Source organism: Grimontia sp. NTOU-MAR1 (assembly GCF_035758505.1).
In the GTDB taxonomy this organism is placed as follows: domain Bacteria; phylum Pseudomonadota; class Gammaproteobacteria; order Enterobacterales; family Vibrionaceae; genus Enterovibrio; species Enterovibrio marinus.
The window spans coordinates 2,415,745-2,442,221 of record NZ_CP142108.1 but is presented as its reverse complement, the minus strand read 5'-3'; the positions used below and the strand labels follow the sequence as shown (position 1 = coordinate 2,442,221).

Genomic DNA, 26,477 nt, shown 5'->3' with positions numbered 1-26,477 from the left:
AGAGAGAACCTTGAATGTGTAGAGAATACACAAACAGCTTTCCAAGATTTTGGTTTTCACCTTTTTTAAAGGTAAAGACTTAGCAGAATTTGCTTGGCGACCATAGCGTTATGGACCCACCTGACTCCATGCCGAACTCAGTAGTGAAACGTAACAGCGCCGATGGTAGTGTGGGGTCTCCCCATGTGAGAGTAGGACATCGCCAGGCTTCCAATTTAAGTGTGGAGCGGTAGTTCAGTTGGTTAGAATACCGGCCTGTCACGCCGGGGGTCGCGGGTTCGAGTCCCGTCCGCTCCGCCACTTCTTAGAGAAACCTCAGTCGAAAGGCTGGGGTTTTTTGCTATTTGTCATACTCAAATAAGACACTCAATTTCTGTCTTAAGTTCAAAATACAAGCCTGACCAAAATTAATGAGCGGGCATTGGGTAATAAGTTGATATATCGAAAATCTACATATAATGCATTGAAATGCATACACTGAGTGTTCATTGTTTATTTCTCTCACTTTTATTTATGCAATGGATGGAGTATCAATCCGAAATTCTTATTATTGAGACTTTTTTTATATAACATCGCGGTATTATCGGTTTATCTAACAGGGATAAAGGAATCACCAGATGGATGATTTAGCAGCTTTACTTCAAATGACTCTGCTTTGTAGCGCTATTGCAGCTTTGGTTGCAGGGCCGGCAGTTATCGCATTGCTGGTATTTAATAAGTACAAGCAGAAAAATCTTGCTGAAGAATCATAATTTTGCATGAAATCTGCTCATTTGGTTTAGCTTTCCCCAATCATTACTGGCTATTTGATTGAGAACCATTAGAATAGCGCGCGTACAGGGGTGTAGCTCCAATTGGCAGAGCAGCGGATTCCAAATCCGCGTGTTGGGGGTTCGAATCCCTCCACCCCTGCCAAATTCGAAGCCTCAGCAGAAATGCTGAGGTTTTGCGTATCTAATGTCCCCACATTTCAGTTCAACATTTTAACTGGCTAAGATATCGCCTTAGCGAATATGAGTTTTAAGGCGTATCATGTCAGCTTGGTTTTCTGGATGGCATGGGTTTGAACGCCATGAATCAAGCGGTTTTACTCTTCTACATAGCTATCGGCGGCGCCTTCGGTGCTTGCTCACGATACCTGATCTCTGAACTCTGTGTTGTATTACTAGGTCGTGGATTCCCATATGGCACTTTGACGGTTAACGTCGTGGGCTCATTTTTAATGGGGCTGCTAGTTGCAGCGTTGGAACAAGAGGTATTTTCCCCTGGCCCATGGCGGCATCTCATCGGACTGGGCTTTCTTGGAGCGCTCACTACGTTCTCGACTTTCTCGATGGACAATGTTCTGTTGTTACAGCAAGGCGAGTGGTTCAAAGTGGGCCTGAATGTTGTGCTTAATGTCGTTATCTGCATTTTTGCTGCCTGGGCAGGCTTTCAGTTGTTAATGCGCGGTTAATCACTTTGAGTGGTTGAGATAACGGAAAGCATTCCCTATACTCGTTCACTGATACTTGTCGGAGTGCCATTTGGCTGAGACTGCGTAAGCAGGATCCGTTGAACCTGATCAGGCTAATACCTGCGAAGGGAACAAGAGAACAACAATTGTGGTGTTCTGGGATATTGATATCTATAAGTTTCGCCACACCTCTTGCTCAGCAAATCCGGCAAGCATTTATTCCCAAAAATATATTGGAGTAATGCTATGTCGAACCGTAAACAAGCCAGAAACGAAGCAAAAGCCTTTATCGACAACCTGTCGGTACAACCATTTCCTAATTCTCTTAAAGTTCATGTAGAGGGCTCCCGTCCAGATATTCGGGTGGGCATGCGTGAAATCTCCCTAGCACCAAGCCTCATTGGTGGCACTAAAGATAATCCCCAGTTTGAAGAAAATGAGCCAGTTCGTGTTTACGACACATCGGGTGTTTATACCGATCCAGACTACGAAATTGACATCTATGCGGGTTTGCCAAAGCTACGAGAACGCTGGATAGAAGAGCGTAGTGATACTGAACTCCTTGATGGAGTGACGTCAGACTTTGCCAAGACACGTTTGGATGATGACACACTGGATGAGCTTCGCTTTGGTAATCTACCGTCCGTGCGTCGAGCCCAAAATGGGCAGTGTGTTACCCAGCTACACTATGCACGTCGGGGCATCATTACTCCTGAAATGGAATACATCGCGATTCGTGAAAACATGGGTCGCCAGCAATATGCAGATGAGCAACTGAACCGTCAGCATCCGGGTCAGAACTTTGGTGCTAACCTTCCAAAAGAAATTACGCCGGAATTTGTTCGTAAAGAAGTTGCGGAAGGCCGCGCGATCATTCCTTCCAATATTAACCACCCTGAATCTGAGCCAATGATCATTGGTCGCAATTTCCTGGTGAAGGTGAACGCTAATATCGGTAACTCATCAGTCACCTCATCGATTGAAGAGGAAACCGAGAAATTGGTGTGGTCTACCCGCTGGGGCGCAGATACGGTCATGGATTTGTCGACCGGTCGAAACATCCATGAAACTCGCGAGTGGATCTTGAGAAATAGCCCTGTGCCAATCGGTACTGTTCCTATGTACCAGGCACTCGAGAAAGTAAATGGTATCGCTGAAAACCTGACTTGGGAAGTGATGCGCGATACCCTTATTGAACAGGCAGAGCAGGGTGTTGATTACTTCACTATCCACGCTGGTGTGCTGCTGCGCTACGTACCAATGACAGCTAAACGTGTTACCGGCATTGTCTCCCGTGGCGGCTCTATCATCGCCAAGTGGTGTTTAGCACACCATCAGGAAAGTTTCCTCTACACCCACTTCCGTGAGATTTGTGAAATCTGTGCGAAGTATGACGTGGCATTGTCGTTGGGCGATGGTCTGCGTCCGGGATCTATTGCTGATGCTAACGACGAAGCCCAGTTCTCAGAACTTCGTACTCTTGGTGAGTTGACCAAGGTAGCTTGGGAGTACGACGTTCAGGTAATGATTGAAGGCCCTGGCCACGTGCCAATGCACATGATCAAAGAAAACATGGAAGAGCAGTTAGAGCATTGCCATGAAGCACCTTTCTATACCCTTGGACCTTTGACGACAGACGTAGCTCCTGGCTATGACCACATCACTTCAGGTATTGGTGCGGCGATGATCGGCTGGTTTGGCTGTGCCATGCTTTGCTACGTGACACCGAAAGAACACTTAGGGCTTCCGAATAAAGATGATGTGAAAGTCGGCCTGATTACTTACAAGCTCTGTGCTCACGCGGCTGATTTGGCGAAAGGACACCCTGGCGCTCAGGTACGTGACAATGCGCTGTCTAAAGCGCGCTTCGAATTCCGTTGGGAAGATCAGTTCAATCTGGCGCTCGACCCAGATACTGCGCGCGCTTATCACGATGAGACTCTCCCACAGGAGTCGGGCAAAGTGGCGCACTTCTGCTCCATGTGTGGCCCTAAGTTCTGCTCAATGAAAATCAGTCATGAAGTTCGCGACTATGCAAAAGACCTTGAGCTAGGCGAAGGCATCGAAGTGAAAATGCTGGAAGATCCCCTTGAAGGCATGAAGCAAAAATCAGCGGAATTTCTCGCTAAAGGCAGCGAACTCTACCACCAGAAAGCGTAGGAGGTGCTATGAACACCTCTCCCGTGTTTCCACGGATGGACGGGGGCATTGGCCCTCTCTATCCGGTGGTTGATGATATTGCTCTGTTGAAGCGTTTGCTGGCTTTTGGTGTGCGTACGGTTCAGCTTAGGGTTAAAGATGCCAATCATCCTAACCTTGATGCCATGATCAAAGAGGCTGTTGCTTGCGGCCGTCTTTGTCAGGCTCAGGTATTTATCAATGATCACTGGGAAAAGGCTCTCGGTGCCGGCGCATATGGGATCCATCTGGGTCAGGACGATTTGAAATCGGCGGATCTGGATGCGATAGCTACTGCTGGCATTCGCCTTGGTGTGTCCACCCGAACATCTGATGAGCTGGAATTGGCCTTATCTCTTAACCCGAGCTATTTAGCTATCGGCCATATTTTCCCAACACCAACCAAACAGATGCCCACTCCACCCCAGGGCGTAGCGCAGTTGTCGAAGCATTTAGTGACAGTAGCAGGGAAAGTACCGACAGTGGCTATTGGTGGCATTGATCTCGCTAAAGCCCGAGAAGTCTGGCAAAGCGGTGTGGATGCGATCGCCGTTGTGCGGGCGGTCACCCAGTCCTGTGACTTGGCGGCAACGCTTCAATCATTCTCTGAGGTGCTGACAGAGGAGGCGAGAAATGAGCGTATCGTCGTCGAACAAAGCTAGTCTGTCAGACTATGAGTTTGACCGTTACAGTCGCCAAATCATGTTGGATAACTGGGGCGAAGAGGCGCAACTGAAACTTTCCCAAGCCAAAGTACTGATAGTGGGGTGTGGTGGTCTTGGAACTGCGGCTTCACAGTATTTGGCTGGGGCAGGAGTCGGACAGTTAGTGCTGGCTGATGGTGATGTGCTGGAGCGTTCAAACTTGCCGAGGCAGATTGCTTATCGTGAAAAGGACTTGGGCAAAGGTAAGGCGAAAGCGCTGAGTGAACAACTCAACGCGTTGAATAGCCTCATCCAATGTCGTCCCGTCACTCGTCAGCTAGATGGAATGGTGCTGGAACTTGAAGTTTCCCTTGCCGATATCGTGCTTGATTGTAGTGACAACATGGCAACCAGGCAGGCGGTGAATGCCGCCTGTCTGAAACTGGGCAAGCCATTGATTGCCGGTGCTGGTATTGGTTGGCAAGGTCAGCTGATGACTTTCGATTTCAGAGCCTCTTCCTCACCTTGTTATCACTGCCTATTTCCCTCCCATCAGGATGCGCAATCGCGAAACTGTCAGAGTGCAGGTGTCGTGGGGCCAGTAGTGGGTATTATCGGAAACTTTCAGGCTTTAGAAGCACTGAAGCTACTGATAGGAGAGAGGGTGTCACCTAACTTCTTCCAGTTTGATGGTCTGTCACTATCGCTCAAAAAGATGCTGATTGCTCGCGATCCTGAGTGCGCCATTTGTAAGCCTCGCACACTTCTAAATAAGGAGATCTCACATGCAGATCTGGCTTAATGATGAAGCCTACTCGCCAAAAACTGCCAGCGATTTGCTGGCATTGGTGAGTGAATTATCTCTGCCTGAACAGTCTGTGGCGATCGCTCTGAACGGTGAAATTATCCCCCGCAGCCAGTGGCAATCTACACCACTGACCGAGGGTACTCAGGTCGCTATGTTTCAGGCCATTGCTGGAGGTTAACCATGTTGAAAATTGCAGATAAAACTTTTTCCTCTCGCCTGTTTACCGGAACAGGAAAGTTCTCAAGTACCCAGGTGATGGCAGAGAGTATCGCCGAAAGTGGCTCCGAGTTAGTTACCATGGCGCTAAAACGTGTCGATATCCAAAAGCGTGATGATGACATTCTGGTGCCGCTGATTGCGTCGGGCGTGAATCTGTTACCTAACACTTCGGGGGCAAAGACGGCGAAAGAAGCCATTTTTGCGGCAAGGCTTGCACGTGAGGCGTTGGGAACGAACTGGCTGAAGCTTGAAATTCATCCTGATCCCAAATACCTGATGCCTGACCCGATTGAAACATTGAAAGCGGCTGAAGCACTGGTCAAAGAGGGGTTTGTGGTGCTGCCATATTGCCACGCCGATCCTGTGCTTTGTAAGCATCTGGAAGAAGCTGGTTGTGCGGCTGTCATGCCGCTTGGTGCGCCTATTGGCAGCAACAAAGGCCTTGCGTCGCGAGACTTTCTTGACATCATCATCGATCAGGCCAAAGTGCCAGTGGTGGTAGATGCTGGGATAGGCGCCCCTTCCCATGCCGCTGAAGCGATGGAAAAAGGTGCAGATGCGGTGCTGGTTAACACGGCCATTGCTGCGGCAGCTGACCCTGTCGCGATGGCTAAGGCATTCAAGTTAGCTGTAGAAGCAGGACGCATGGCGTATGAGTCAGGCTTAGCAGGTCAGGCAAAACAAGCCGTCGCTTCCAGTCCACTCACCGCTTTTCTTGATGAGCTGGCGTGACGGGAGGAGATATGGCTTTTTCTGATCATTGGCAGACGCTCAATTGGGATGATATCCGTCTCTCGATTTACAGCAAAACGGAAGCGGATGTTCAGCGGGCATTGGCTAAGCCAAAGCGGAACTTGGAAGACTTCAAGGCGCTGATCTCGCCCGCTGCGGAGCCCTTCCTTGAAGCGATGGCCCAGCAAGCTGCAGCGCTGACCCGCCGTCGATTCGGCTATACGGTCAATTTCTACGTGCCGCTTTATCTGTCGAACCTTTGCGCCAATGCTTGTACCTATTGTGGCTTTTCAATGGAAAACCGTATCAAGCGACGCACTTTGTCGCTGGATGACATTGAGCGAGAGTGCGAAGCGATTAAAGCAATGAACTTTGACAGCATCCTTTTGGTGACGGGTGAGCATCAAACCAAAGTGGGGATGGACTATTTTCGAACCTCAGTGCCTGCTATTAAGCATCATTTCAGCTATCTCGCCATGGAGGTACAACCCATGGAAACGAAAGACTATGCTGAGCTTAAAGGTCTGGGTCTAGACGCAGTGATGGTCTATCAGGAAACCTATAATCGCTCGACCTATGCCGAACATCATCTGCGTGGTAACAAGACGGATTTTGCTTTCCGCCTTGATACCCCTGACAGGCTTGCCCAGGCAGGGATCGACAAGATTGGCATTGGTGCTCTGATTGGACTGGATGAGTGGCGAACTGATTGCTTCTTTGTCGCCAGTCACCTTGAGTACATGGAGCGCACTTACTGGCGAAGCCGTTACTCGATTTCCTTTCCAAGGCTCCGTCCTTGTGAAGGTGCTGTGCAGCCAAAGTCGGTGATGACGGATAGGCAGATGGTTCAACTTATCTGTGCCTATAGGTTGCTTAACTCAGAAGTGGAGCTTTCTCTATCGACCCGAGAGTCACCTGAATTTCGTGATAAAGTGCTGCCACTTGGGATCACCTCGATGTCAGCAGCTTCGAAAACCCAGCCTGGTGGTTACGCCGATGATGAGCCTGAACTGGAGCAGTTTTCGGTTTCGGACGAACGTAGCGCGAGTGCTGTAGCTAATGCAGTAAAAGCAGCGGGCTTTGAAGTGGTTTGGAAGGATTGGGAGCAGGGATACTCTGGATGAGACGATAGTGTCCTTAATAGTCTTGACTCAAATATAAGATGGTTTGTAAAAATCTTGACTTTTATGTGGCTAAGGGGTTTCACCGCGCTAGACTGGTAAAGATTTTCAGTTGGTTATCAAGGAAGATAATAATGAAAAAAGTAGTTCTATCTATGTCCTTTGCCTTTATTGTCGCTTCGTGCACATCGACAATTGAGTCAAGCCCTTACAAGCCTTCAGCGAGCGAGTTTGATATTAAGTCAGCGAAACGCTCCCTGTCCAAGTACGATGCAGTAACTGTGGATGATGATGGATTTATTGTCGTGAGCCATCAAATTCAAAGTGGCTACAAGTGGGATAAAATTGGTATGCGACAATATGGTTACGAAACTGCATGTGAGTGGCTGGAGTGGTATATTGATCGCGGCTTTATAGTGAATGTTTGGGCAAAAGGTCGAGGCGGAAGCTATGAGTTTTATAACGCTGATAGATGTGCTGAAGGCCCTCCTACAAACTTGTAAAGAAAGGGCTCGAAAGAGCCCTTTTAAACTTTACTAATTTGAAATTGGAGCAGTTGCCTGTTCAAGCCACGCCAAGTCCTCAGCTTCAAGTGATGGGCTAACATCCTGCCACACTTTCTGGTGGTAATCGTTCCACCATGCAATCTCGCTGTAAGTCAGCAGTGATACATCCACCAAGCGGCGATCAATTGGAGCGCGGGTTAATGACTCAAAACCAAGCACAGTCATGTCGCCCTGGGTTGGCACTTCTACCACCAACTCCAGGTTTTCGATACGAATACCAAAGGCGTCGGCGCGGTAATAACCTGGCTCGTTCGACAGCACCATGCCCGGCAGCAGTGCTACTGTGCTAGGGGCTTTGGAGATACGCTGCGGGCCTTCATGGACACTCAGGAAGTGACCTACTCCGTGGCCTGTACCATGGTCGTAGTCGAAGCCATTTGCCCACAGGTGTTGACGCGCCAGCGCATCCAGTTGGCTACCAGCGGTACCTTTCGGAAAACGCGCCGTTGCCAGAGAGATATGGCCTTTCAGTACCAGAGTGAAAGCTTGCTTCACTTCATCGGCACATTCACCAATCGCAACCGTGCGGGTGATATCTGTCGTGCCATCCGGATACTGACCGCCTGAGTCCACCAGATACACATTGTTCAGTTCAAGCTCGCCCGGCTCAGGCTGGTTCAGGTGGTTGTAGTGGCACATAGCTGCATTGCCACCTGCTGCTGAGATCGTATCGAAGCTCAAATCTGCCAGTGTTTTATCCAGTTCGCGGAAGCTGTATAGCTTGTCAGAAAGCTCGGCTTCGTTTGGCAGATTGCCTGCAGCGACCTCTTTATCCAGCCAGGCAAGGAAACGGCTGACTGCCACGCCATCGCGGACATGGCTTGCTTTCATACCACCAACTTCGACCGCGTTTTTGGCTGCTTTTGGCAGCATGCATGGATCTGCAGCGTGAACGATAATAGCACCGTTTTGATTCAGTACCTGACTTGCCCAGGCATTGCTGGTTTGCGGGTCGACCAACACAGATTGGCCCGAGAGTTCAGCCAGAGCCGACTCCAGTGCTTCTGGAGATTGGACCGATACGCCTTCGCCCACATGTGTAGAGAAACCTTCTGGCAGGCGCGCAGGGTCGATAAACAGGGTGACTTCGCCTTTGGCATTGGCGATAGCGCTGGCCAGCACCACAGGCAGACGTGATACATCGCCACCACGGATATTCAGAAGCCAACAGATGCTGTCGAGCTGACTTAAAAGCGCTGCATCAGCGCCAGATTTAGCAATCGCAGTACCGATTTCACGGCGTTTATCTTCGCTGTTTTGACCCACAATGTTGGTGCCCATCAGCCTTGCATTGGTCAGCAGAGGGGCAGGACGATCATGCCATGTATTATCGACCGGGTTGGTATCTACACATACCAAATCCAGCTTACCCTCGACCTGTTTCTCCGCAGATGCCAGCCAGTTCGCGCTATGAAGGCGTGGGTCAACGGCCACCTTGCTACCTTTAGGCAGGTTGTCTTGAAGCCATTGCAGAGCGGGCTCTTCAATCAGATGACGGTATTCGAAAATGTCACCAGGAACTTGCTTGCGTACCTGTACCGTGTAGCGGCCATCAACAAACATCGCGGCTTTGTCTCCCGCGATAACAGCCGCACCCGCTGAACCAGTAAAACCTGTCGCCCAGTGGAGGCGTTCATTGTGCTCGGGGATGTATTCGCCGAGAAATTCATCTTCATGAGGAATGATCAGAGCGTCCAGTGCCTGTTCTTCCAGCCAGCGTCTCAATGCATCGACGCGCTGCGCAATGATAGCGTGCATTCTTCGTCCTTATTTGGGTGATCGTATAGGGGTCTTTGGTTGTCTAAGCTATCTGTTTTCATCTGCCGCTGCAATTTCTGTCATATGTCGACAACGTGAAATAATCAGCTGCCGTAACCAGCTATGACCAGGATCGGATTGCTGACTTTGATGCCAGAACAGGGTATATGCCATGGGCGGTAAAGGTGTTGGCAATGACAACACGTGTAAATTGAGTTGCTTAGCGACGGCAGCTGCAAAATGCGCCGGTGCTGTAAACACCAGGTCGGTATGGGTGCAAAGGCTCGCAGCGCTGTTGAAATCCGGCACATACATCGCGATGTCTCGCTCAATGCCCCGCTCTGCAAGTTTATAGTCAAGCAGCCAGCGATCGCTGCCATCACACCTGACCTGAACGTGTCGCTGTTTCAGATAGGTACCCAAATCCCATTTTTCTTCATTTAGCACGGGGTGATCTTTTCTCACTATCACCCGTTGCTCATCCTGATAAAGCTCCTCATAGATGATGCCTTTCGGCGGCATCATCGTCAGCATGGCGTCAGCAGGGTTAAGGTCTTTTCCCGTAATGCCAAAATCTACCTCACCACGTGCCATGGCGTCGAAAGTTTGCCCGCTCCATGCCTGAGTATCCAGCGTGATAGAGGGAGCTGCGTCGAGGATTTCACCTAAAAATCGGGGAAGCAGCAGGGGATAGGCACTTTCGACCAGTGAGAAGTGAAAACGGCGATCGCTGGTTGCCGGGTTGAATTCATTCGAGACTGTCAGCCCTTCAATGTGCCCTAGCAGGCTTTTCAGTCCCGGCTTTAAGGACAAGGCTTTCGGCGTTGGGTAAAGGCCTCGGGAAGTGCGGTTAAACAAGGGATCATCAAACTGTTCGCGAAGCTTGGCGAGGTTTTTACTGACCGCGGATTGACTGAGATGAAGACGCTGCGCTGCCCGGGTGACGTTGCTCTCTTCCAGTAACACATGAAGACAGATAAGCAGGCTGAGATCGTAACGCAGCAGTTGGTTGAGGTTCATTAAATGTTATTCCTGATGGGAATGTCTAACCTGAATATAAACCATTTTTGTTCATATCAAAATCCCACTACACTTCGCCTCAAATCATCAGGAGTTCTTTATGTCTACCCCTTCTTCCAAGCCTGATAGCCGACTTGTGGCGCTCATGGTACTGCTTGTACTGTTCAGCCCACTGGCAATCGATATTTACTTGCCTGCCATGCCACTGATGGCGGCAGAGTTTGATGTGGCCTCTACCCGAATTCAGGACACCATTTCCTGGTTTATGGTGAGTCTGGGTCTTGGCCAACTTCTGGCTGGACCTTTAGCAGACCGTTATGGTCGCCGCCCAGTCGCGATAGCCGGTATTGTGATTTACAGCTTGAGCTCGGGCTTTGCCTGGGTTGCAAGTTCGCTGGATGCGCTGCTTTTTGCCCGTCTGATGCAAGGTGCGGGCGCTTGTGCAACTTCTGTGTGTGCATTCGCTGCCGTGCGTGACAGTTTTGGCGGCAAGCGAAGCGGCCAGATGATCAGCTATCTTAACGGCGCTATCTGTTTCATTCCTGCACTGGCACCGCTTTTGGGCGCATGGTTGACGGCGCAGTTTGGCTGGCGTTCAAACTTCAGCTTTATGATGGCCTATGCGCTGGTGGCCTTAGTGCTGGTATTGACCCTGTTCCGTGAAACCCGTCCGGCAGACACGGACAGCAGCGGCAAACTGCTGAGCCCTTCGCGTTACTGGCAGGTTTTGAAAGAGCCTGTGTTTGTGTATCACGCGGTGCTTTGCATGTTGGCGATGTCGGTTATTTTGGCTTACGTCACCTCAGCACCGGTTCGCCTGATTAATGGCCTTGGCCTAACCATGGAGCAGTTCACCCTGTGGTTTGGTGTCAATGCAGTGCTGAACATTACGGCATCCATGACGGCGCCTAAAGTGATGGACAAATTTGGCAGCCGTAAAACCCTGAATGCTGGCATGCTGCTATTGGTGTTTGCAGGTGGCCTGATGGCAGTACTCAGCACCACACAAGCGGCTTGGGCCTTTATGGTGCCTGTCTTCCTGTCATCATTTGGCTTTGCCTGGATTCTGGGCTCTGCGGCGGGTAAAGCGCTGGAGCCGTTTGGCCAACGCGCGGGCACGGCAGCCGCTTTGCTGGGTCTTTTCCAGATGAGTGGTGCAGGTGTGCTGGTCAGCCTGACACAACGCGCAGGTCTTTCTGAGCCACACCTTCTGGTCTTTCACATGTTACTGTTGGCACCAGGCCTTTTGCTGTTGTGGTCGTCGAAAGGTAAACGCTGGCATACCGCAGAAGCGTAAAACTTAGCGAATTCACTAATAAGACGCGAAAAGCGCGACGGTCTCGACAACCGTTATTCCACCATTTACCCGTTAATTGCTCATTAGCGGGTATTTTTTTGTTGCTTATTTGGCTTGAGAAGTATATTTAGTGTGCGAATTTCTCAGATCTTCCCGATTTCGGGGTGCTAGCCAAATCAAAGGCTGTTCGCACACTCCTTCGTAAATACATACACAGGCAGTTAAATATTATGTCGATGTCGACAATTGAATTAGCTCGTCATCTGGAGATGCTAGAAGAATCTCCGGAAAAAATGATGTTCGGTAAATTGCTCACTGAATTGAGCGGCATGAGTGAAGAGCGCGTAAAAAGAGCAGCGCGTCAGGTGCCAATCAGTGGTCTTCGCGAGCTGGTACACCAGTTCAATAAAGTGATTGATGATCGCAAAGGTGAGCGTGTGCTGGAATTGGCGCAAGAGCTGGCAAACGACGGTATTTCTGTCGATGAGCTGCGCGACTATCTCGCGCAGCGTAGCGCCTGATTATTTCATTTTCCCTTTTCGCTGCTGAATCAGCAAACCGACAACAATCATCAACAGACCGATTAAGGTCGTAGGATGAATTTGTTCTCCAATAATTTGCGACAGCAAGATCAGCGAAATAAAGGGTGAAATAAAGATCAGGTTACTGATCTTGGCGGTGTTGGTGGCAAGCTTCATGGCATTAAGCCAAAGCACAAAAGTAATGCCCATCTCGAACAGACCAACATAGGTCGCCGCCGCCCAGCCTTGCCATGGAATGCCACTCCAGTCGCTGGTGTATAGGCTAAGTCCAATCGAAAACGGCAAAGAAAGTAAGAAACCAAGCAGCAACCCAATCACTGGGTCGGCTTGGTTTTTTGCGTTCAAAATCCAGTAACCTGCCCACAAAACTGTGGAAAGCAGTGCCAACCCTACACCTAATGGGCTGTCGAATTGCAGGCCGAAAATATCCCCTTTGGTGGCAATGACCACCACACCGGCGTAACCCAGAGCAGCTGCAATCCAATCCTGTTTACGAATTTTCTGGCCTAAGAATAACGCTGCCATCAGCGTCAGGGTGATCGCCCAGCTATAGTTCAGTGGCTGCGCGAGGGAAGCGGGCAACAAATCATAAGCTTTGAACAGCACCAGATAATAAATCAGCGGGTTGATAAGCCCGAGCAGCAGGTAATACAGCGGTCGTTTGGCAAAAGTAGACGTCAATAGGTGCAATTTGCCCTGAAAGCTTGCGACCGCAGCCAGAGAAAGTGCCGACACCACACTGGCGGCAGCCAGCATCTGAATCGGAGTCATGTAGCTTAAGGTGATTTTAAAAGCCGTCGCGACGGTCGACCAAAGGAGCACCGCAGCCAATCCGTAGCCAATCGCAAGGCGGTCGTTCATAGGAGAATCACTTATAAAAAATGAAGGAGAGAATGCGGCAGTCTAGAGTAAGATCTGCTGAATAGAAAAGCTGGACATTTATCCAGTGTCTGATTAGCCTTCAATACAGTTAGCGTATTGGAAATAAAAGGGTATCGGCATGCAGCTTGAAGCACTGTTTTCAGACAGTCTGATATGGATGGCAGCAGGGGCTGGCGCAGGTGTCACGGCGTTATTGGCTTTGTTTTACCATCGTATGGCAAAACAAAGCCTGCAGGCATTGCATGAGCAATTGCGGGAAGCTGATGAAAAGCACAGCCAGTCTGAGATTGGTCGGCTGAAGGACGAAAACCAGAGCTTGCAGGATGAGCTTGATGGCATGGATCTGGAACGTGATCGCTTAAGCTCTGAGCTTCGCACTCAATATGGCAAGCTCGCGGCAGCGGCAGAAAAGCTGCGCCAGATGGAAACCCTGCGCGCCGAAAAAGCCCAATTGGCGGATACCGCTGAGAACCTTCGTGATACTAAAGCGGCACTGGAGCTGACCCTTCGCGAGCAGCAAACCCGTACCGAAGAGCAGCTAGAGGCTGCAGAAGAGAAAATCAAACTGCTTGAAGGCGCGGAGGAGCGTCTTCGTGTTCAGTTCGAGGCGCTAGCCAACAAAGTCTTCGACCACAAAACCCGCACTGTGGATGAACAAAACCGTCAGAGTCTCGAATCTCTCTTGAGTCCTTTGAAAAACGAGCTGGAAGGTTTCCGTAAGCAAGTCAGTGACAGCTTTGGCGAACAGGCCAAAGAGCGTCACACCCTGGTGCATGAAATCAAAAACCTCCAGCAGCTTAACGAAGCCATGACCCGAGAAGCAGTGAACCTGACTCAGGCACTCAAAGGCGACAACAAACAGCAGGGTAACTGGGGGGAAGTGGTTCTTGCCCGTGTGCTGGAAGAATCCGGCCTTCGTGAAGGGTATGAATACGAGACTCAGGTCAGCCTTGAGAACGAGCAGGGTAAACGCTACCAGCCGGACGTCATCGTACGCCTACCGCAAGGAAAGGATGTGGTGATTGATGCCAAAATGGCCTTGGTAGCGTATGAGCGTTATTACCACGCCGAATCACTGGTGGATAAAGACAGCGCACTGCGTGAGCACATTGCCGCCATTCGCGGTCATATCCGAGGCCTTGGTCGTAAGGACTACCATCAACTTCATGGCATTCAAAGCCTCGATTATGTGCTGATGTTCATTCCTGTTGAACCTGCATTCCAGATTGCCATCGAGGCTGAGCCCTCCCTTATCCGTGAAGCGCTGGATCACAATATCATGTTGGTGAGCCCAACCACTTTGCTGGTGGCACTCCGCACCATCAATAATCTGTGGCGCTTTGAACATCAGAACCAGAATGCCCGTGTGATAGCAGAAAAAGCAGGCAAGCTTTACGACAAAATTCGTTTGTTTGTGTCGGACATGGAAGCCATGGGCTCGGCACTCGATAAAGCGTCAGACAGCTATCAAAGCGCCGTAAATAAGCTATCCAGCGGGCGTGGCAATATTTTGCGTCAGGCGGAGAGCTTTAAAACGCTGGGTGTGGAAGTGAAGCGTGATATCAGTCCGGCTATGCTGAAAAGAGATACGACGGAAGAGAATGATGATGTTGTTACCTTACCTGTCTCAAAGGAGTAAACGGACATTCACTTGGCACATTAAGCGTTTCTTGTGGTTGTTTGAGTATGTAAAGTACACTAAGCGCAAAAATATCGGGCGTTTTCTTCTTTTCCGGCCCGGTGTTACTCAGGGGTTAATAATGACAGATATGACACAGGGCGTGACGCAAGACGCGGAACAGAATACCACCCACTTTGGCTTTCAGACCGTCGCTAAAGATGAGAAAGCCGGTATGGTTGCCAACGTCTTCCACAATGTGGCGGCAAAGTACGACATCATGAACGATGTGATGTCCATGGGTATTCACCGTATCTGGAAACGCTTTACCATTGATTGCAGCGGCGTGCGTCCAGGTCATCATGTCCTCGACTTGGCTGGTGGTACTGGCGACCTGACGGCTAAATTCTCCCGCATCGTGGGTGAGAAAGGTCAGGTGGTGTTGGCAGACATCAATAACTCCATGTTGAATGTCGGTCGCGATAAACTGCGCGATCTGGGTATCGTCGGCAACGTGAATTATGTGCAGGCGAACGCGGAAGAGCTGCCATTCCCTGATAACCACTTTGATTGCATCACCATCGGCTTTGGTCTTCGTAACGTCACTGACAAAGACAAAGCACTACGCTCAATGTACCGCGTACTGAAACCGGGTGGCCGTCTGCTTGTACTGGAATTCTCCAAGCCAATCGTTGAGCCGCTGTCAAAAGTCTATGATGCCTACTCGTTCCACCTATTGCCGAAAATAGGCGAAATTATAGCGAATGACGGCGAAAGCTACCGTTATTTGGCAGAATCTATCCGCATGCACCCAGATCAGGATACTCTGAAGGGCATGATGGAAGAAGCAGGTTTCGAGCAAACCAAATACTTCAACCTGACCGGTGGTATTGTTGCCCTGCACCGCGGCTACAAATTCTAAGGGGTTGGGAATGCCATTCGACCCATTAGTCACCGCCGTTGTTGAAACCAGCTTAAACACCCTGCTCAAGCAGGATGTAGAGAGCCAACGCCGACTGGCGAGGCTTAAAGGCAAAGTGCTGCGTGTGCGCCTGACGGACATCAATAAGCAGTTGGTGTTTGTGTTCAGCCAGCAAATCGATGTGCTGGCGGATTTTGAAGGTGAAGCAGATTGCGACTTGGCATTGGCCATTTCCGTCGTGCCACATCTGAAAGACAAAGCCAACCTGACCAAACTCATCAAAGAAGACAAATTGCATCTGGACGGTGATATTGATGTCGCCCAGCATTTTTCCAGCCTTCTCAATGGTCTTAACCCGGATATCGCAGAATGGCTCTCGCACTACACCGGTGATGTGGTTGCTCACACGCTGGTTCGTGGTGCCCAGCAAGGATTGGCATTTCTCAAGCAGATGACCGAGCGTAATCAGCGGTATGTTGGCGAGTTGGTGGTCGAAGAGTGGCGACTGGCGCCGGGTGCGCTGGAAGTGGCCTACTTTGCCGATCAGGTCGATGATGTCCAAAGTCAGGCTTCCCGTTTGTCAGCACGACTTGAAGGGTTCGAAAAGAAATTGGCTGAGGTGGAAAGCGCATGACACCCAGCGAAATCCGCCGCCTCTACAAAATTACTCAAGTCCAGCTAAGTTACGGGCTGGATGAGCTGTTGCCGGATCAGCCGATAACCCGTGGCCCGCAATTGATGCGCAAACTGCTGTTCTGGATGAAGAATCAACATCCGGACAAGCAACTCGGTGAGCGCCTGCGTTTGGCACTTCAAGAGTTGGGTCCGGTGTGGATCAAGTTCGGCCAGATGATGTCGACACGCCGTGATCTTTTTCCGCCTGCAATTGCTGACCAGCTTGCTCTGCTACAAGATCAGGTTGAGCCGTTTGATGGCAAGCTTGCCAAAGCGCAAATGGAAAAAGCCCTTGGTGGTCCGCTGGAAAACTGGTTTGACGATTTCTGCGATACTCCGCTGGCATCGGCCTCCATTGCACAGGTCCACACTGCGACCTTGAAGGAAAACGGCCGCGAGGTGGTGTTAAAGGTGATTCGCCCTGACATTCTTCCTGTCATTCAGGCCGACATCAAACTCATGTATCGCATGGCACGTTTGGTGGCGCGTTTCCTCCCGGAAGCAAGACGCTTAAAACCGGTGGAAGTGGTGCGTGAGTATGAAAAGACTCTTCTTGATGAACTGGATCTGATGCGAGAAGCGGCCAATGCGATTCAGCTTCGCCGCAACTTTGGAAACGATCATATTCTCTATGTGCCGGAAGTGTTCAGCGATTACTGCCGCTCGAGCCTGATGGTGTCTGAGCGCATCTATGGCATTCAGGTGTCTGATATCGAGGGGCTGAAAGCCAACGGCACCGATCTCAAGCTTCTGGCTGAGCGCGGCGTGCAGGTCTTCTTCACCCAGGTGTTCCGCGACAGTTTCTTCCATGCAGACATGCATCCGGGCAATGTGTTCGTTTCCTATGAGCACCCGGAAGACCCGCAGTGGATTGGCCTGGATTGCGGCATTGTTGGTACGCTGAACCGTGAAGATAAACGTTATCTGGCGGAAAACTTTCTCGCTTTCTTCAACCGTGACTACCGTAAGGTGGCCGAACTGCACGTTGATTCAGGCTGGGTGCCGCATGATACCAATGTCGATGAGTTCGAATTTGCTATTCGTACCGTGTGTGAGCCAATTTTCGAAAAGCCATTGTGCGATATTTCATTTGGGCATGTGCTGCTGAATCTATTTAATACTGCGCGCCGCTTCAACATGGAAGTTCAGCCTCAGTTGGTTCTGCTGCAAAAAACACTGCTTTATGTGGAAGGGTTGGGGCGCCAACTTTATCCGCAACTGGATTTGTGGGATACCGCCAAGCCGTTCCTTGAAGATTGGATGTCACGTCAGGTCGGTCCTCAGGCTGTGATCAACGCCATCAAAGAAAGAGCGCCGTTCTGGGCGGAGAAACTGCCCGAGCTACCAGAGCTGGTTTACGACAGCCTTAAGCAAGGCCGTCAGGTTAACCTGAGAATGGATGCCATGTACCGCGAATTTATGCTGGCGCGTAAGCAGCAAAACCGAGCCCGTTTCCTGATGGGCGTTGGCGCTACGCTGCTGGTGACTTCTGCCATACTGTATAGCAATCAGGTAGAACTTTTACCTCAGTTGACCGGTGGCACCGCGCTGTTTAGCTGGTTATTCGCATGGCGCGCATTTAATAAGTGAAATTAAAGAAATAAGTTGTAACATTGGGGGGATAAACTCCGGTTACTTTTTTATTCACCACATAACGCAGAGGTAACACTAGCATGGGTGGTATTAGTATTTGGCAACTGCTGATCGTAGCAGTCATTGTTATTCTTCTGTTCGGAACCAAAAAGCTGCGTAACATCGGTGGCGATTTGGGTTCGGCGGTAAAAGGCTTCAAGAAAGCCATGTCTGACGAAGACAAAAAAGATGCTGATTTCGGCCAGGAAAAACTGGAAGAGAAAGGCGGCAACACAGCTCAAAAAAGCGAAGCGAAAGACAAAGAGCAGGCATAATCCGTGTTTGATATCGGTTTTTGGGAGCTGATCCTGATCGCCGTTGTCGGTCTGGTGGTGCTCGGCCCCGAACGTTTACCTGTGGCCATCCGCAACGTGTCCCGATGGGTGGGTACTGCGCGCAGAATGGCAGGCTCCGTGAGAGATGAGCTCGAACAAGAGCTGAAAATCCAGGAGCTTCAGGATAACCTGAAAAAAGCCGAGCAGATGGGTATGCAAAACCTGTCACCAGATCTGCAACAGTCTGTAGATGAGCTTAAAAAAGCAGCGGAAGATGTTCAGCGCCCTTACGCACCGAAAAGCGAAAGTGAGCCTGCAGCAGACGCTGCCAATGCTTCCAGCCCAACCAAGGATAAAACCGAGTAAGGTTTTATCCGGGCTTCAGTTTTTGTCGAGAAACTATGTCATCTGTTGAAGATACCCAACCGCTCATCAGCCATCTTACCGAGCTGAGAGATCGTCTGCTGCGTGCATTGCTGGCTGTGCTGGTGGTGTTTCTGGCGCTGGTTTACTTTGCCAACGACATTTACACCTTCATTTCCGAGCCACTGGTTTCCCAGTTGCCGGAAGGTACCAGCATGATTGCGACGGATGTGGCCTCGCCCTTCTTTACGCCCATCAAGCTGACCTTAGTGGTGTCGGTGTTTGTTGCAGTACCGATGATCCTCTATCAGGTTTGGGCATTTATTGCCCCGGGCCTGTACAAACATGAAAAACGTCTGATATTCCCGCTGTTAGCCTCCAGCTCACTGCTGTTTTACTGCGGTGTGGCATTTGCCTACTTCGTGGTTTTCCCGCTGGTATTTGGCTTTTTTACCTCGATTGCCCCGGTAGATGTTCAGATAGCCACAGACATTGCCAGCTATCTGGACTTCATTCTGGCGCTGTTTATGGCCTTTGGTCTGGCGTTTGAGATTCCGGTAGCGATTTTGCTGCTGACTTGGACGGGTGCGGTAGAGCCTGATGATCTGCGCAAGAAGCGCCCATATATCGTCGTGGCTGCGTTTGTAGTTGGTATGTTGCTGACACCACCAGACATTATTTCGCAGACGCTTCTGGCGATCCCTATGTGTCTGCTGTTTGAAATCGGCCTATTCTTCTCACGCTTCTATAAGCCGCGCGGCGAAGAAAACGAAGAGAATGAAGAGCAAAGCCAGGGTTAACCTGAGCGTGTGCTGAACCGGAAAGCCAGTGATACACTGGCTTTTTTCTTATTCAGATCAAATGAAAAGGATTGAGCGTGATTGATATTGGGGTGAACCTCACCAGCAGCCAGTTCGACAAAGACAGAGAAGGCGTTGTGTCGCGCGCTAAAGAAGCCGGTATCAGTGCTATGGTGCTGACAGGTACGGATCTGGAATCCAGCCCAGATGCCGCCGCTATGGCAGCATCTATGCCTGGTTTTGCGTTTTCCACGGTCGGCGTTCATCCCCATGATGCCAAAACTGTGGACGATTTGAAGTTACCGTCTATCCGGGCTTTAGCCAATCAGCCTCAGGTGGTTGCCATTGGTGAATGTGGGCTCGACTTTAACCGCGACCTTTCACCAAGGCCGCAGCAAGAGGCTGTGTTTGAGGCGCACCTTAAACTCGCCGTTGAGCTTAACATGCCTGTGTTTCTTCATTGTCGTGACGCCCATGAGCGCTTTATGGCCATTCTGACGCCTTATATTGATAATTTGCCGGGTGCCGTGCTGCACTGCTTTACGGGCTCGGAGGATGAGCTGAAAGCATGCTTGGAAGCTGGCCTTTATATTGGTATTACCGGCTGGGTGTGCGATGAAAGGCGCGGTGAAGCCTTGCGTGCCATTGTGCCACTCATCCCTGATGACAAGCTGATGATTGAAACTGATGCACCGTATCTTTTGCCACGGGATCTCAAGCCAAAACCTAAATCCCGTCGCAATGAGCCCTGCTATTTGCCTCATATTGCATCAGAAATTGCTGCATTACGTCAGCAGGACACTGAGCAGTTGATCACACAAACCACCCTCAACACCCGTCGATTCTTTGGACTGTAACCGCTATGATGCTGTCAAAGCTCAAGCACTTGGATTAAGGAGGATACCGTGACCGTATCCATTCAGGGCGCGTTTCCGGCCCGTCGTATGCGCCGTCTGCGCAAACATGATTTCAGCCGCCGCCTGATGGCGGAAAACCAGCTTTCCGCCAGCGATCTGATTTACCCGATGTTCATTCTGATGGGGAAAAACCGTCGTGAAGCGATAGAGTCAATGCCGGGCATTGAGCGTTTGTCCATCGATCTCATGCTGTACGAAGCAGAATATCTGGCAAAACTGGGCGTGCCTGCGATTGCCCTGTTCCCCGTGGTGCCGAAAGAGTTCAAATCAGCAACCGCTGACGAGGCGCATAACCCGGAAGGTTTGGTGCAGCGCGCCGTGCGTTTGCTGAAAGAGCACGTACCACAAATAGGCGTGATCACTGATGTCGCACTTGACCCATACACCCTTTCAGGTCAGGACGGTCTGACCGACGAAGACGGTTACGTACTGAATGACGAAACCACCCAGGTGCTTATTCAACAGGCGCTCTCCCATGCGGAAGCTGGCGCAGATATCGTGGCACCGTCAGATATGATGGACGGCCGCATCGGTGCTATCCGGGAAGCGCTGGAGGAAGCGGGTTACATTCACACCCAAATCATGGCGTACTCAGCGAAGTATGCGTCGGCTTACTATGGCCCATTCCGCGATGCGGTCGGCTCTACTGCCAACTTAAAAGGCGGCGACAAGAAAACCTATCAGATGGATCCTGCCAACAGCGACGAAGCCATCCATGAAGTGGCGATGGACGTGAATGAAGGCGCGGACATGGTGATGGTTAAGCCTGGCATGCCTTACCTTGACGTCGTTCGCCGCGTGAAGACGGAGCTTAAGGTACCGACGTTTGCGTACCAGGTTTCCGGTGAGTACGCGATGCAAAAAGCGGCGTCTATTAATGGTTGGCTCGACGAGCGTAAAACTGTGATGGAATCGCTGATGTGCTTTAAGCGGGCAGGTGCAGACGGCATCCTGACTTACTTTGCCAAAGACGTGGCGCGTTGGCTGGCCGAAGAGCAGCAGATGGAAATCCCTGATCTGCCGAATCAGGAAGAGGCTGAATAAGCTGACCTCCGATGAAAAAATGCCAGCGATTTGCTGGCATTTTTGTCTCTGGACGATGGAGTTTTTAATTAAGGCGCGACATTCCGCTTAATGGGGTTTTGCAGTGAGATCAGGGTTTCCGTCGACTGCACCTCATCAATGGCCTGAAGTTTATCAATCAGCACGTATTGCAACTCCTCAATTGAGCGGCACATCAGTTTGACGAAGATGTTGTAGGCGCCCGTGGTGTAATAGGCTTCCACCACTTCATCAAGTTGTTGAAGCTTTTCCAGCGCCGAGTGGTAGTCCCGTGCGGCATAGAGGTTGATACCGATAAAACAACACACGTCGTAGCCGAGCGCTTTGGTGTTCACCAAGACTTCGGTGCCGGTGATGATGCCCGCCGATTTCATCTTTTCAACCCGCACGTGCACTGTGGCTGGACTGACAGAAAAACGTTTCCCCATCTCCGCATAGGGCACTTTGGCATCCGCCATCAGGGTTCGTAGAATTTGGCGATCTAAATCATCTAATTTTGCAATCTCATTCATAGCGATTCACTAAACTCCATGTTACCCGCAGTTTCCGTGCATGAAACTTGACCAATTGATAGCCTTCCCAATACCGTGTGGTACAACTGATACAGAATTAAGACAACTTTACTTTATTCTATGCGCCAAATACTTAAGTGGCTTTTTGTTACTGTTCTCTTTCTTCAAAGCGGCGCAGCACTAGCAGCCTATCAGGTTCTCGCCATTCATTCCTACCATCCGGACTTTTTCTGGACGGAATCCATTGTACGCGGAATCGAAAAGGGTGTTGAAGAGCAGGACATTGTTGTAGAGCACACCTATCTCGATACCAAACGCATTCAATCCCCTAATTATCATGAAGAATTGAAGCGTCTCTATCTGGCTCGCCTTAAAGAGCATCGCTACGATGCTGTGCTAACCACAGATAATGCCGCGCTTTGGCTGGTCAACGAACTCTCTGAGGAAATTGGCAATGTGCCTGTGGTATTTTCCGGTTTGAACAGTGCCAGTCTAGAACCGTATCAGAACATTAATATGCTCGGCGGCGTAGAAGAGTTGATTAATGTGCCCGCCAACGTCTCATTGATTAAAAACCTTCACCCTGAAACTGAACGCGTTTGGCTTGCACTGGATGATGCTTATTCCAGCCGCCATTACTGGCAGGCTATCTCACGCCAGTTGGACAGCGCTAAGGATATAGGGGTTGAGATCCGACGCATGCACAAAGTGAGTTTTGAGCAGTTGGTGGCGCAGAGTGCGAGGCTGGAAGAAGGCGATGTCATTCTCTTTGTCTCCTTCTTCAAAGATGCCAATGGCGACTTTATGGAACATGGCGATTTGCTGACCAAGGTCACCAAAGCGGCAACGGTACCGGTTTATGGCGCTAACAGCTTTATGCTGCCCTACGGTATTGTCGGAGGCATCATGGTGGATGGCGAGCATCACGGCAAGGTGCAGGCAGGCTTACTGATTGAAACGCTAAACAGTGGCGAAATGCCGCAGATTATTTCCGACGCCAATCAGCTTATCTTTGAATATGACGCTGCAAAAAAGCGTCAAATAGACATCGGACAGTTTCCTCAAGCCACCGTCAACAACCAGCCCCCACCCTTCTGGCAAGCCAATCGCGATGCAGTGTTGAGTAGTCTCGCCATTATGTTTATTGCCATGGTGATCATTGGCATTCTCACCAAACACATGAACCGCCAGAAACAGGGTGAGCGGGCACTGGCACAAAGCCGGGCACTGTTCAAAGGCGTTTTTGATCAAAGTCACCAATATATTGCGTTGTTGGATTATCAGGGACGCGTTGTTTCCGCCAACGGCGCATTCCAGCGTTTGTTTCCTGAATTTACCAACCGCGGTTTCTTGCCACTATGGCGCTGGTCGGAATGGCTCTGTGCTGACAGGCTTAAGCTTCACCTTGAATCTTTAATTGAAGGGCAGGCGAGCCGCTTTGAGGTATGCCTTCTCTCCGAGCAACAAAATGAAGTGATTTTGGATGTGGCGCTGAAAGCCTTACCAGATCACAGCCATGCCGACGCACAAATCCTGTTTGAAGCCCGCGATATTAGCCAACGAAAATTGGCAGAACAGAAGCTTCAGCGAAGTGAGGTTGAGTATCGCATGTTGTATGAGCAGCAGCCTGTGATGCTACTGACGATCGATCAGCAATCTCGTATTCAGTCAGTGAACCAATGCACCACTGAATGGCTGGGGTTTTCTAAACGCCATATGCTCGGACACAAGGTGACAGACTTTTATGCTGATGGTAGCCCACCACCAAGAAGCCTTTTGAACGGCAAGGATCGGGAGCAATTCGGGATCCGCCGCCGTGAGATCCGCTACTGCACCAATGATGGCAAAGAGCGCTGGATTCGGGAAAGTATCCGTTCGACTCAGGTGCAATCACAACTGTTGCTGGTGGGGGAAGACATCACGGAAAACCGTCGCATGGAGCAACAGCTTCGTTATCAGGCGCAACATGATTTCCTGACCGGTTTGCTGAACCGTAATTACTTTGAAGCCAGATTGGTTGATGTACTGGGTACCTTGACTGAAAACGGCGCGGTGCACGCCATGTTCTATATCGATCTTGACCAGTTCCGCGTGATTAATGATACCGTGGGGCATGAGGCGGGTGATGAGGCGCTCAAACAAACGGCGCAGGTTCTGCGCGAGTTGCTGCCTATTGGTGCGACACTGGCGCGTCTTGGCGGTGACGAGTTTGCAGTGATTTGCTATGACTGCAATGAGCAGGACGCGCTGGATCAGGGCAGAAAAATTCTCGATACCCTAAGTGAACTCGACTTTTACTGGAAGAATACCCGCTTGGCTCTGGGGTGTTCTGTCGGTATCCGGATGTTGGATAAAACCGCGGGCACGCCTCAACAAGTGCATGCTCAGGCTGATACAGCTTGTTATGCCGCCAAGCATGATGGCCGCAGCCGGGTTCACCTCTATCGCCCAGATGATCAGGAACTTCGCCGCCACGAGCGTGAAATGTCCTTTGTCAGCAAAATCCATGATGCATTGGCAGAAGACCGTTTTGAGGTTTATGCCCAGCCGATTGTCAGCGTTACTTCCCATTTGAAAGAGAAGCTCTATTTCGAAGTCTTGGTGCGGATGCGTGACACTCAAGGTGAGAATGTGGCTCCGGGACAGTTTATACCTGCTGCCGAGCGCTACAACATGGCGCACTTGATTGATAAACGGGTGATAGAGAAAACCTTGGGTTGGTTTGAACGTTATCCGGAATATGTTGATTCGGTAGGGATGGTCTCGATTAACCTTTCCGGCCGCTCTATGAGTGATGAAGGCTTTATCCAGTTCCTCATTGAAGCACTGAAAACCAGCACTATTCCAAGTACATCGATTAGCCTTGAGATCACGGAAACAGCAGCGATTGGTAACCTCAGTGATGCGATTGAGCTTTTCAAAAAGCTCAAACAACTGGGTTGTACTATCGCTCTGGATGACTTCGGCTCTGGCCTTTCTTCATTTGGTTATCTCAAGCGTCTGCCAGTCGACATCATTAAGATTGATGGTCAGTTTGTTCGGGATATTGCCGAAGACGAAACTGACTATGTGATGGTGCGGGCGATTCACCAACTGGCGACTCAGATGGGCAAGAAAACCGTGGCAGAGTTTGTGGAAAATGATGCCATCTTGATGCGCTTACGCTCACTTGGTGTCGATTATGCGCAAGGCTATTTCTTCAGCGTGCCGAAACCGATGGAGCAGCTTATTCTTGAAGCGGCAGCCAGTGAAAAAGAAGCGGTGCTCTAACAGGATGTCTCAGCCAATTCTCTATTTCTCCTAGAACCTTAGCCTTTCGTTATATACTCAAACGACCTGAATCCTGCATCTTCAGGTCGTTTGGGTATATACTCTCGGCGAATATTACGCCGGAGAACCCAGGTGCAGATAGCTTTAACCTGCGAAGCGCCAGAACGCGCTGACATCCTTAACGAGATTGCCAACCATTGGGGACTGACCCACGATGAGAACGCCCTATTTGCGTTAGTACTGACCGAAAACCAATTGGAGCTTCGAAAATTGGACGAGCCTAAGCTCGGTGCGGTTTTTGTCGATTTGGTGGGCGGTGCTGTTGGCCATCGCCGGAAATTCGGAGGCGGTAAAGGGCAGTCGATCGCCAAAGCGGTGGGACTCAACAAAGGGGCGATGCCAACGGTGCTGGATGCGACTGCAGGGCTGGGGCGCGATGCTTTTGTGCTGGCGTCTCTTGGCTGTAAGGTACAGATGGTTGAACGTCATCCTGTGGTTGCGGCGCTGCTGGATGATGGCCTTGCCCGTGCCAAAGCTGATTCGGAAATTGGTTCATGGGTCAGTGAGCGTATGTCTTTGCTACACGCTTCAAGCCATGATGCCTTGATGAACCTCGTCGATGACGAAAGTCTGGTACGCCCGGATGTAGTCTTTCTCGACCCTATGTACCCTCACAAGAAGAAGTCGGCATTGGTGAAAAAAGAAATGCGAGTCTTCCAGTCGCTGGTCGGGTCGGATGATGATGCTGATGGGCTGTATGATCCAGCTTATACACTTGCAACCAAGCGTGTCGTGGTCAAGCGCCCGGATTATGCGGAGTTTTTGGCTGGCAAAACGCCTTCTACCCAAATTGAAACCAAGAAGAACCGCTTTGACGTTTATGTGAAGGCAGCTATGCGATAGTCCTCTCCACCAGAAACCAAAACGCCTCCGAAACAGAGGCGTGGGGTGCAAGGGTCGGATTACTCCATACCTTTAACCAGTAGAACTGTCAGCAGACCAGTAACAACTGAAACCAACAGACCTGATACCAGGATCCAAGGTAACATATCCATGATGGGCGGGCTCACTATCAAAAAGGATTGGCAAAGCCGATGCCAATTGTTGATCGCACTGACTGATAAAAGCCCACGAATTGATTAACAACTGAAACCGGCAAAATATAATTTGTTACGCCCTTATTTGATAACAGCTACTTTGTCTTAACA

At 50.3% G+C, this 26,477-nt stretch carries 26 protein-coding genes, 2 tRNA genes, 1 rRNA gene and 1 riboswitch; of the genes, 25 read left to right on the top strand and 4 right to left on the bottom strand.

Going from position 1 to position 26,477, the window contains the following annotated elements; genetic code table 11:
• The first annotated feature begins 92 nt into the window (after window positions 1–92).
• The 12 genes from rrf (at window position 93) to VP504_RS11115 (ending at window position 7,661) form a co-directional block, all read left to right on the top strand.
• A 5S ribosomal RNA gene (gene rrf, locus VP504_RS11170) occupies window positions 93–208 on the top strand.
• Window positions 209–223: 15 nt separating this feature from the next.
• A tRNA-Asp gene (locus tag VP504_RS11165) sits at window positions 224–300 on the top strand.
• Window positions 301–617: 317 nt separating this feature from the next.
• A complete protein-coding gene (locus VP504_RS11160; RefSeq protein WP_325891226.1) occupies window positions 618–752 on the top strand; it encodes a hypothetical protein in 135 nt (44 codons plus the stop codon).
• Window positions 753–838: 86 nt separating this feature from the next.
• A tRNA-Trp gene (locus VP504_RS11155) sits at window positions 839–915 on the top strand.
• Between the two features lie 157 nt (window positions 916–1,072).
• Window positions 1,073–1,456 carry a fluoride efflux transporter CrcB gene (gene crcB, locus VP504_RS11150; protein ID WP_325891225.1) on the top strand — a complete coding sequence of 128 codons (384 nt, stop codon included), beginning with the start codon at window positions 1,073–1,075 and terminating at the stop codon, window positions 1,454–1,456.
• A gap of 49 nt (window positions 1,457–1,505) precedes the next feature.
• A riboswitch (TPP riboswitch) is annotated at window positions 1,506–1,604 on the top strand.
• A gap of 98 nt (window positions 1,605–1,702) precedes the next feature.
• The gene (thiC, locus tag VP504_RS11145; protein WP_325891224.1) at window positions 1,703–3,616 is read left to right on the top strand and encodes a phosphomethylpyrimidine synthase ThiC; all 1,914 of its coding nucleotides are present in this window, start codon (window positions 1,703–1,705) and stop codon (window positions 3,614–3,616) included.
• Between the two features lie 8 nt (window positions 3,617–3,624).
• Complete coding sequence (thiE, locus tag VP504_RS11140) at window positions 3,625–4,296, top strand: thiamine phosphate synthase (RefSeq protein ID WP_325891223.1); 672 nt, start codon at window positions 3,625–3,627, stop codon at window positions 4,294–4,296.
• On the top strand, window positions 4,268–5,080 hold the full coding sequence (locus tag VP504_RS11135; protein ID WP_325891221.1) for a HesA/MoeB/ThiF family protein: 813 nt from the start codon (window positions 4,268–4,270) through the stop codon (window positions 5,078–5,080). Before thiE ends, VP504_RS11135 begins: the two co-directional genes overlap by 29 nt.
• On the top strand, window positions 5,064–5,264 hold the full coding sequence (gene thiS / locus VP504_RS11130) for a sulfur carrier protein ThiS (protein WP_325891220.1): 201 nt from the start codon (window positions 5,064–5,066) through the stop codon (window positions 5,262–5,264). The genes VP504_RS11135 and thiS overlap by 17 nt, the downstream gene beginning before the upstream one ends.
• 2 nt (window positions 5,265–5,266) lie before the next feature.
• On the top strand, window positions 5,267–6,037 hold the full coding sequence (locus tag VP504_RS11125) for a thiazole synthase (RefSeq protein ID WP_325891219.1): 771 nt from the start codon (window positions 5,267–5,269) through the stop codon (window positions 6,035–6,037).
• 11 nt (window positions 6,038–6,048) lie between these two features.
• The gene (gene thiH / locus VP504_RS11120) at window positions 6,049–7,161 is read left to right on the top strand and encodes a 2-iminoacetate synthase ThiH (RefSeq protein ID WP_325891218.1); all 1,113 of its coding nucleotides are present in this window, start codon (window positions 6,049–6,051) and stop codon (window positions 7,159–7,161) included.
• Window positions 7,162–7,292: 131 nt separating this feature from the next.
• Window positions 7,293–7,661 (top strand): hypothetical protein, encoded by a 369-nt coding sequence (locus tag VP504_RS11115; protein ID WP_239644008.1) that lies wholly within the window; start codon window positions 7,293–7,295, stop codon window positions 7,659–7,661.
• Window positions 7,662–7,694: 33 nt separating this feature from the next.
• On the opposite strand, the gene VP504_RS11110 is transcribed toward VP504_RS11115, so the two are convergent.
• Together VP504_RS11110 and VP504_RS11105 are read right to left on the bottom strand one after the other, a co-directional pair.
• Window positions 7,695–9,482 carry an aminopeptidase P family protein gene (locus VP504_RS11110; protein ID WP_325891217.1) on the bottom strand — a complete coding sequence of 596 codons (1,788 nt, stop codon included), beginning with the start codon at window positions 9,480–9,482 and terminating at the stop codon, window positions 7,695–7,697.
• A gap of 48 nt (window positions 9,483–9,530) precedes the next feature.
• Window positions 9,531–10,502: a LysR substrate-binding domain-containing protein gene (locus VP504_RS11105; protein WP_325891216.1), complete on the bottom strand. Its 972-nt coding sequence runs from the start codon at window positions 10,500–10,502 to the stop codon at window positions 9,531–9,533.
• Window positions 10,503–10,602: 100 nt separating this feature from the next.
• Here VP504_RS11105 and VP504_RS11100 point away from each other — a divergent pair, with 100 nt between their 5' ends.
• A complete protein-coding gene (locus tag VP504_RS11100; RefSeq protein WP_325891214.1) occupies window positions 10,603–11,799 on the top strand; it encodes a multidrug effflux MFS transporter in 1,197 nt (398 codons plus the stop codon).
• A 230-nt stretch (window positions 11,800–12,029) separates the two neighbouring features.
• Window positions 12,030–12,320, top strand: a complete 291-nt coding sequence (gene tsrA, locus VP504_RS11095) for an H-NS-like global regulator TsrA (protein ID WP_325891213.1) — start codon at window positions 12,030–12,032, stop codon at window positions 12,318–12,320.
• Here the strand turns inward: tsrA and VP504_RS11090 are convergent, their stop codons facing one another.
• Window positions 12,321–13,202 (bottom strand): DMT family transporter, encoded by an 882-nt coding sequence (locus VP504_RS11090; protein WP_325891212.1) that lies wholly within the window; start codon window positions 13,200–13,202, stop codon window positions 12,321–12,323.
• A gap of 139 nt (window positions 13,203–13,341) precedes the next feature.
• On the opposite strand from VP504_RS11090, the gene rmuC reads away from it, so the two are divergent.
• The 9 genes from rmuC (at window position 13,342) to hemB (ending at window position 21,469) form a co-directional block, all read left to right on the top strand.
• The gene (rmuC, locus tag VP504_RS11085) at window positions 13,342–14,862 is read left to right on the top strand and encodes a DNA recombination protein RmuC (RefSeq protein ID WP_442788875.1); all 1,521 of its coding nucleotides are present in this window, start codon (window positions 13,342–13,344) and stop codon (window positions 14,860–14,862) included.
• Between the two features lie 121 nt (window positions 14,863–14,983).
• Window positions 14,984–15,763, top strand: coding sequence for a bifunctional demethylmenaquinone methyltransferase/2-methoxy-6-polyprenyl-1,4-benzoquinol methylase UbiE (ubiE, locus tag VP504_RS11080; protein WP_325891211.1), 780 nt, complete (start codon window positions 14,984–14,986; stop codon window positions 15,761–15,763).
• A gap of 10 nt (window positions 15,764–15,773) precedes the next feature.
• Window positions 15,774–16,397, top strand: coding sequence for a ubiquinone biosynthesis accessory factor UbiJ (locus tag VP504_RS11075; RefSeq protein WP_325891210.1), 624 nt, complete (start codon window positions 15,774–15,776; stop codon window positions 16,395–16,397).
• The gene (gene ubiB, locus VP504_RS11070) at window positions 16,394–18,028 is read left to right on the top strand and encodes a ubiquinone biosynthesis regulatory protein kinase UbiB (RefSeq protein WP_325891209.1); all 1,635 of its coding nucleotides are present in this window, start codon (window positions 16,394–16,396) and stop codon (window positions 18,026–18,028) included. The genes VP504_RS11075 and ubiB overlap by 4 nt, the downstream gene beginning before the upstream one ends.
• A gap of 83 nt (window positions 18,029–18,111) precedes the next feature.
• On the top strand, window positions 18,112–18,345 hold the full coding sequence (tatA, locus tag VP504_RS11065) for a Sec-independent protein translocase subunit TatA (protein WP_062708600.1): 234 nt from the start codon (window positions 18,112–18,114) through the stop codon (window positions 18,343–18,345).
• A gap of 3 nt (window positions 18,346–18,348) precedes the next feature.
• Entirely contained in the window at window positions 18,349–18,711 is a 363-nt protein-coding gene (gene tatB, locus VP504_RS11060) for a Sec-independent protein translocase protein TatB (RefSeq protein ID WP_325891207.1), read from the top strand.
• Window positions 18,712–18,746: 35 nt separating this feature from the next.
• Window positions 18,747–19,508 (top strand): Sec-independent protein translocase subunit TatC, encoded by a 762-nt coding sequence (gene tatC / locus VP504_RS11055; protein ID WP_325891206.1) that lies wholly within the window; start codon window positions 18,747–18,749, stop codon window positions 19,506–19,508.
• Window positions 19,509–19,585: 77 nt separating this feature from the next.
• Window positions 19,586–20,365, top strand: coding sequence for a 3'-5' ssDNA/RNA exonuclease TatD (gene tatD, locus VP504_RS11050; protein ID WP_325891205.1), 780 nt, complete (start codon window positions 19,586–19,588; stop codon window positions 20,363–20,365).
• 48 nt (window positions 20,366–20,413) lie between these two features.
• Window positions 20,414–21,469 (top strand): porphobilinogen synthase, encoded by a 1,056-nt coding sequence (gene hemB / locus VP504_RS11045; RefSeq protein ID WP_325891204.1) that lies wholly within the window; start codon window positions 20,414–20,416, stop codon window positions 21,467–21,469.
• Window positions 21,470–21,537: 68 nt separating this feature from the next.
• Here hemB and asnC read toward each other — a convergent pair whose 3' ends face one another.
• Window positions 21,538–21,999 (bottom strand): transcriptional regulator AsnC, encoded by a 462-nt coding sequence (gene asnC, locus VP504_RS11040; protein WP_002541578.1) that lies wholly within the window; start codon window positions 21,997–21,999, stop codon window positions 21,538–21,540.
• 120 nt (window positions 22,000–22,119) lie between these two features.
• Between asnC and VP504_RS11035 the strand changes: the two genes are divergently transcribed.
• Both VP504_RS11035 and VP504_RS11030 read left to right on the top strand, forming a co-directional pair.
• Window positions 22,120–25,269, top strand: a complete 3,150-nt coding sequence (locus VP504_RS11035) for an EAL domain-containing protein (RefSeq protein ID WP_325891202.1) — start codon at window positions 22,120–22,122, stop codon at window positions 25,267–25,269.
• 132 nt (window positions 25,270–25,401) lie between these two features.
• Window positions 25,402–26,172: a class I SAM-dependent methyltransferase gene (locus VP504_RS11030; protein WP_325891201.1), complete on the top strand. Its 771-nt coding sequence runs from the start codon at window positions 25,402–25,404 to the stop codon at window positions 26,170–26,172.
• Window positions 26,173–26,477 lie beyond the last annotated feature (305 nt).

Coding starts and splice junctions, on each gene's coding strand:
- VP504_RS11160 (WP_325891226.1), top strand. CDS start 618: ATGGATGATTTAGCAGCTTTACTTCAAATGACTCTGCTTTGTAGCGCT.
- crcB (WP_325891225.1), top strand. CDS start 1,073: ATGAATCAAGCGGTTTTACTCTTCTACATAGCTATCGGCGGCGCCTTC.
- thiC (WP_325891224.1), top strand. CDS start 1,703: ATGTCGAACCGTAAACAAGCCAGAAACGAAGCAAAAGCCTTTATCGAC.
- thiE (WP_325891223.1), top strand. CDS start 3,625: ATGAACACCTCTCCCGTGTTTCCACGGATGGACGGGGGCATTGGCCCT.
- VP504_RS11135 (WP_325891221.1), top strand. CDS start 4,268: ATGAGCGTATCGTCGTCGAACAAAGCTAGTCTGTCAGACTATGAGTTT.
- thiS (WP_325891220.1), top strand. CDS start 5,064: ATGCAGATCTGGCTTAATGATGAAGCCTACTCGCCAAAAACTGCCAGC.
- VP504_RS11125 (WP_325891219.1), top strand. CDS start 5,267: ATGTTGAAAATTGCAGATAAAACTTTTTCCTCTCGCCTGTTTACCGGA.
- thiH (WP_325891218.1), top strand. CDS start 6,049: ATGGCTTTTTCTGATCATTGGCAGACGCTCAATTGGGATGATATCCGT.
- VP504_RS11115 (WP_239644008.1), top strand. CDS start 7,293: ATGAAAAAAGTAGTTCTATCTATGTCCTTTGCCTTTATTGTCGCTTCG.
- VP504_RS11110 (WP_325891217.1), bottom strand. CDS start 9,482: ATGCACGCTATCATTGCGCAGCGCGTCGATGCATTGAGACGCTGGCTG.
- VP504_RS11105 (WP_325891216.1), bottom strand. CDS start 10,502: ATGAACCTCAACCAACTGCTGCGTTACGATCTCAGCCTGCTTATCTGT.
- VP504_RS11100 (WP_325891214.1), top strand. CDS start 10,603: ATGTCTACCCCTTCTTCCAAGCCTGATAGCCGACTTGTGGCGCTCATG.
- tsrA (WP_325891213.1), top strand. CDS start 12,030: ATGTCGATGTCGACAATTGAATTAGCTCGTCATCTGGAGATGCTAGAA.
- VP504_RS11090 (WP_325891212.1), bottom strand. CDS start 13,202: ATGAACGACCGCCTTGCGATTGGCTACGGATTGGCTGCGGTGCTCCTT.
- rmuC (WP_442788875.1), top strand. CDS start 13,342: ATGCAGCTTGAAGCACTGTTTTCAGACAGTCTGATATGGATGGCAGCA.
- ubiE (WP_325891211.1), top strand. CDS start 14,984: ATGACAGATATGACACAGGGCGTGACGCAAGACGCGGAACAGAATACC.
- VP504_RS11075 (WP_325891210.1), top strand. CDS start 15,774: ATGCCATTCGACCCATTAGTCACCGCCGTTGTTGAAACCAGCTTAAAC.
- ubiB (WP_325891209.1), top strand. CDS start 16,394: ATGACACCCAGCGAAATCCGCCGCCTCTACAAAATTACTCAAGTCCAG.
- tatA (WP_062708600.1), top strand. CDS start 18,112: ATGGGTGGTATTAGTATTTGGCAACTGCTGATCGTAGCAGTCATTGTT.
- tatC (WP_325891206.1), top strand. CDS start 18,747: ATGTCATCTGTTGAAGATACCCAACCGCTCATCAGCCATCTTACCGAG.
- asnC (WP_002541578.1), bottom strand. CDS start 21,999: ATGAATGAGATTGCAAAATTAGATGATTTAGATCGCCAAATTCTACGA.
- VP504_RS11035 (WP_325891202.1), top strand. CDS start 22,120: ATGCGCCAAATACTTAAGTGGCTTTTTGTTACTGTTCTCTTTCTTCAA.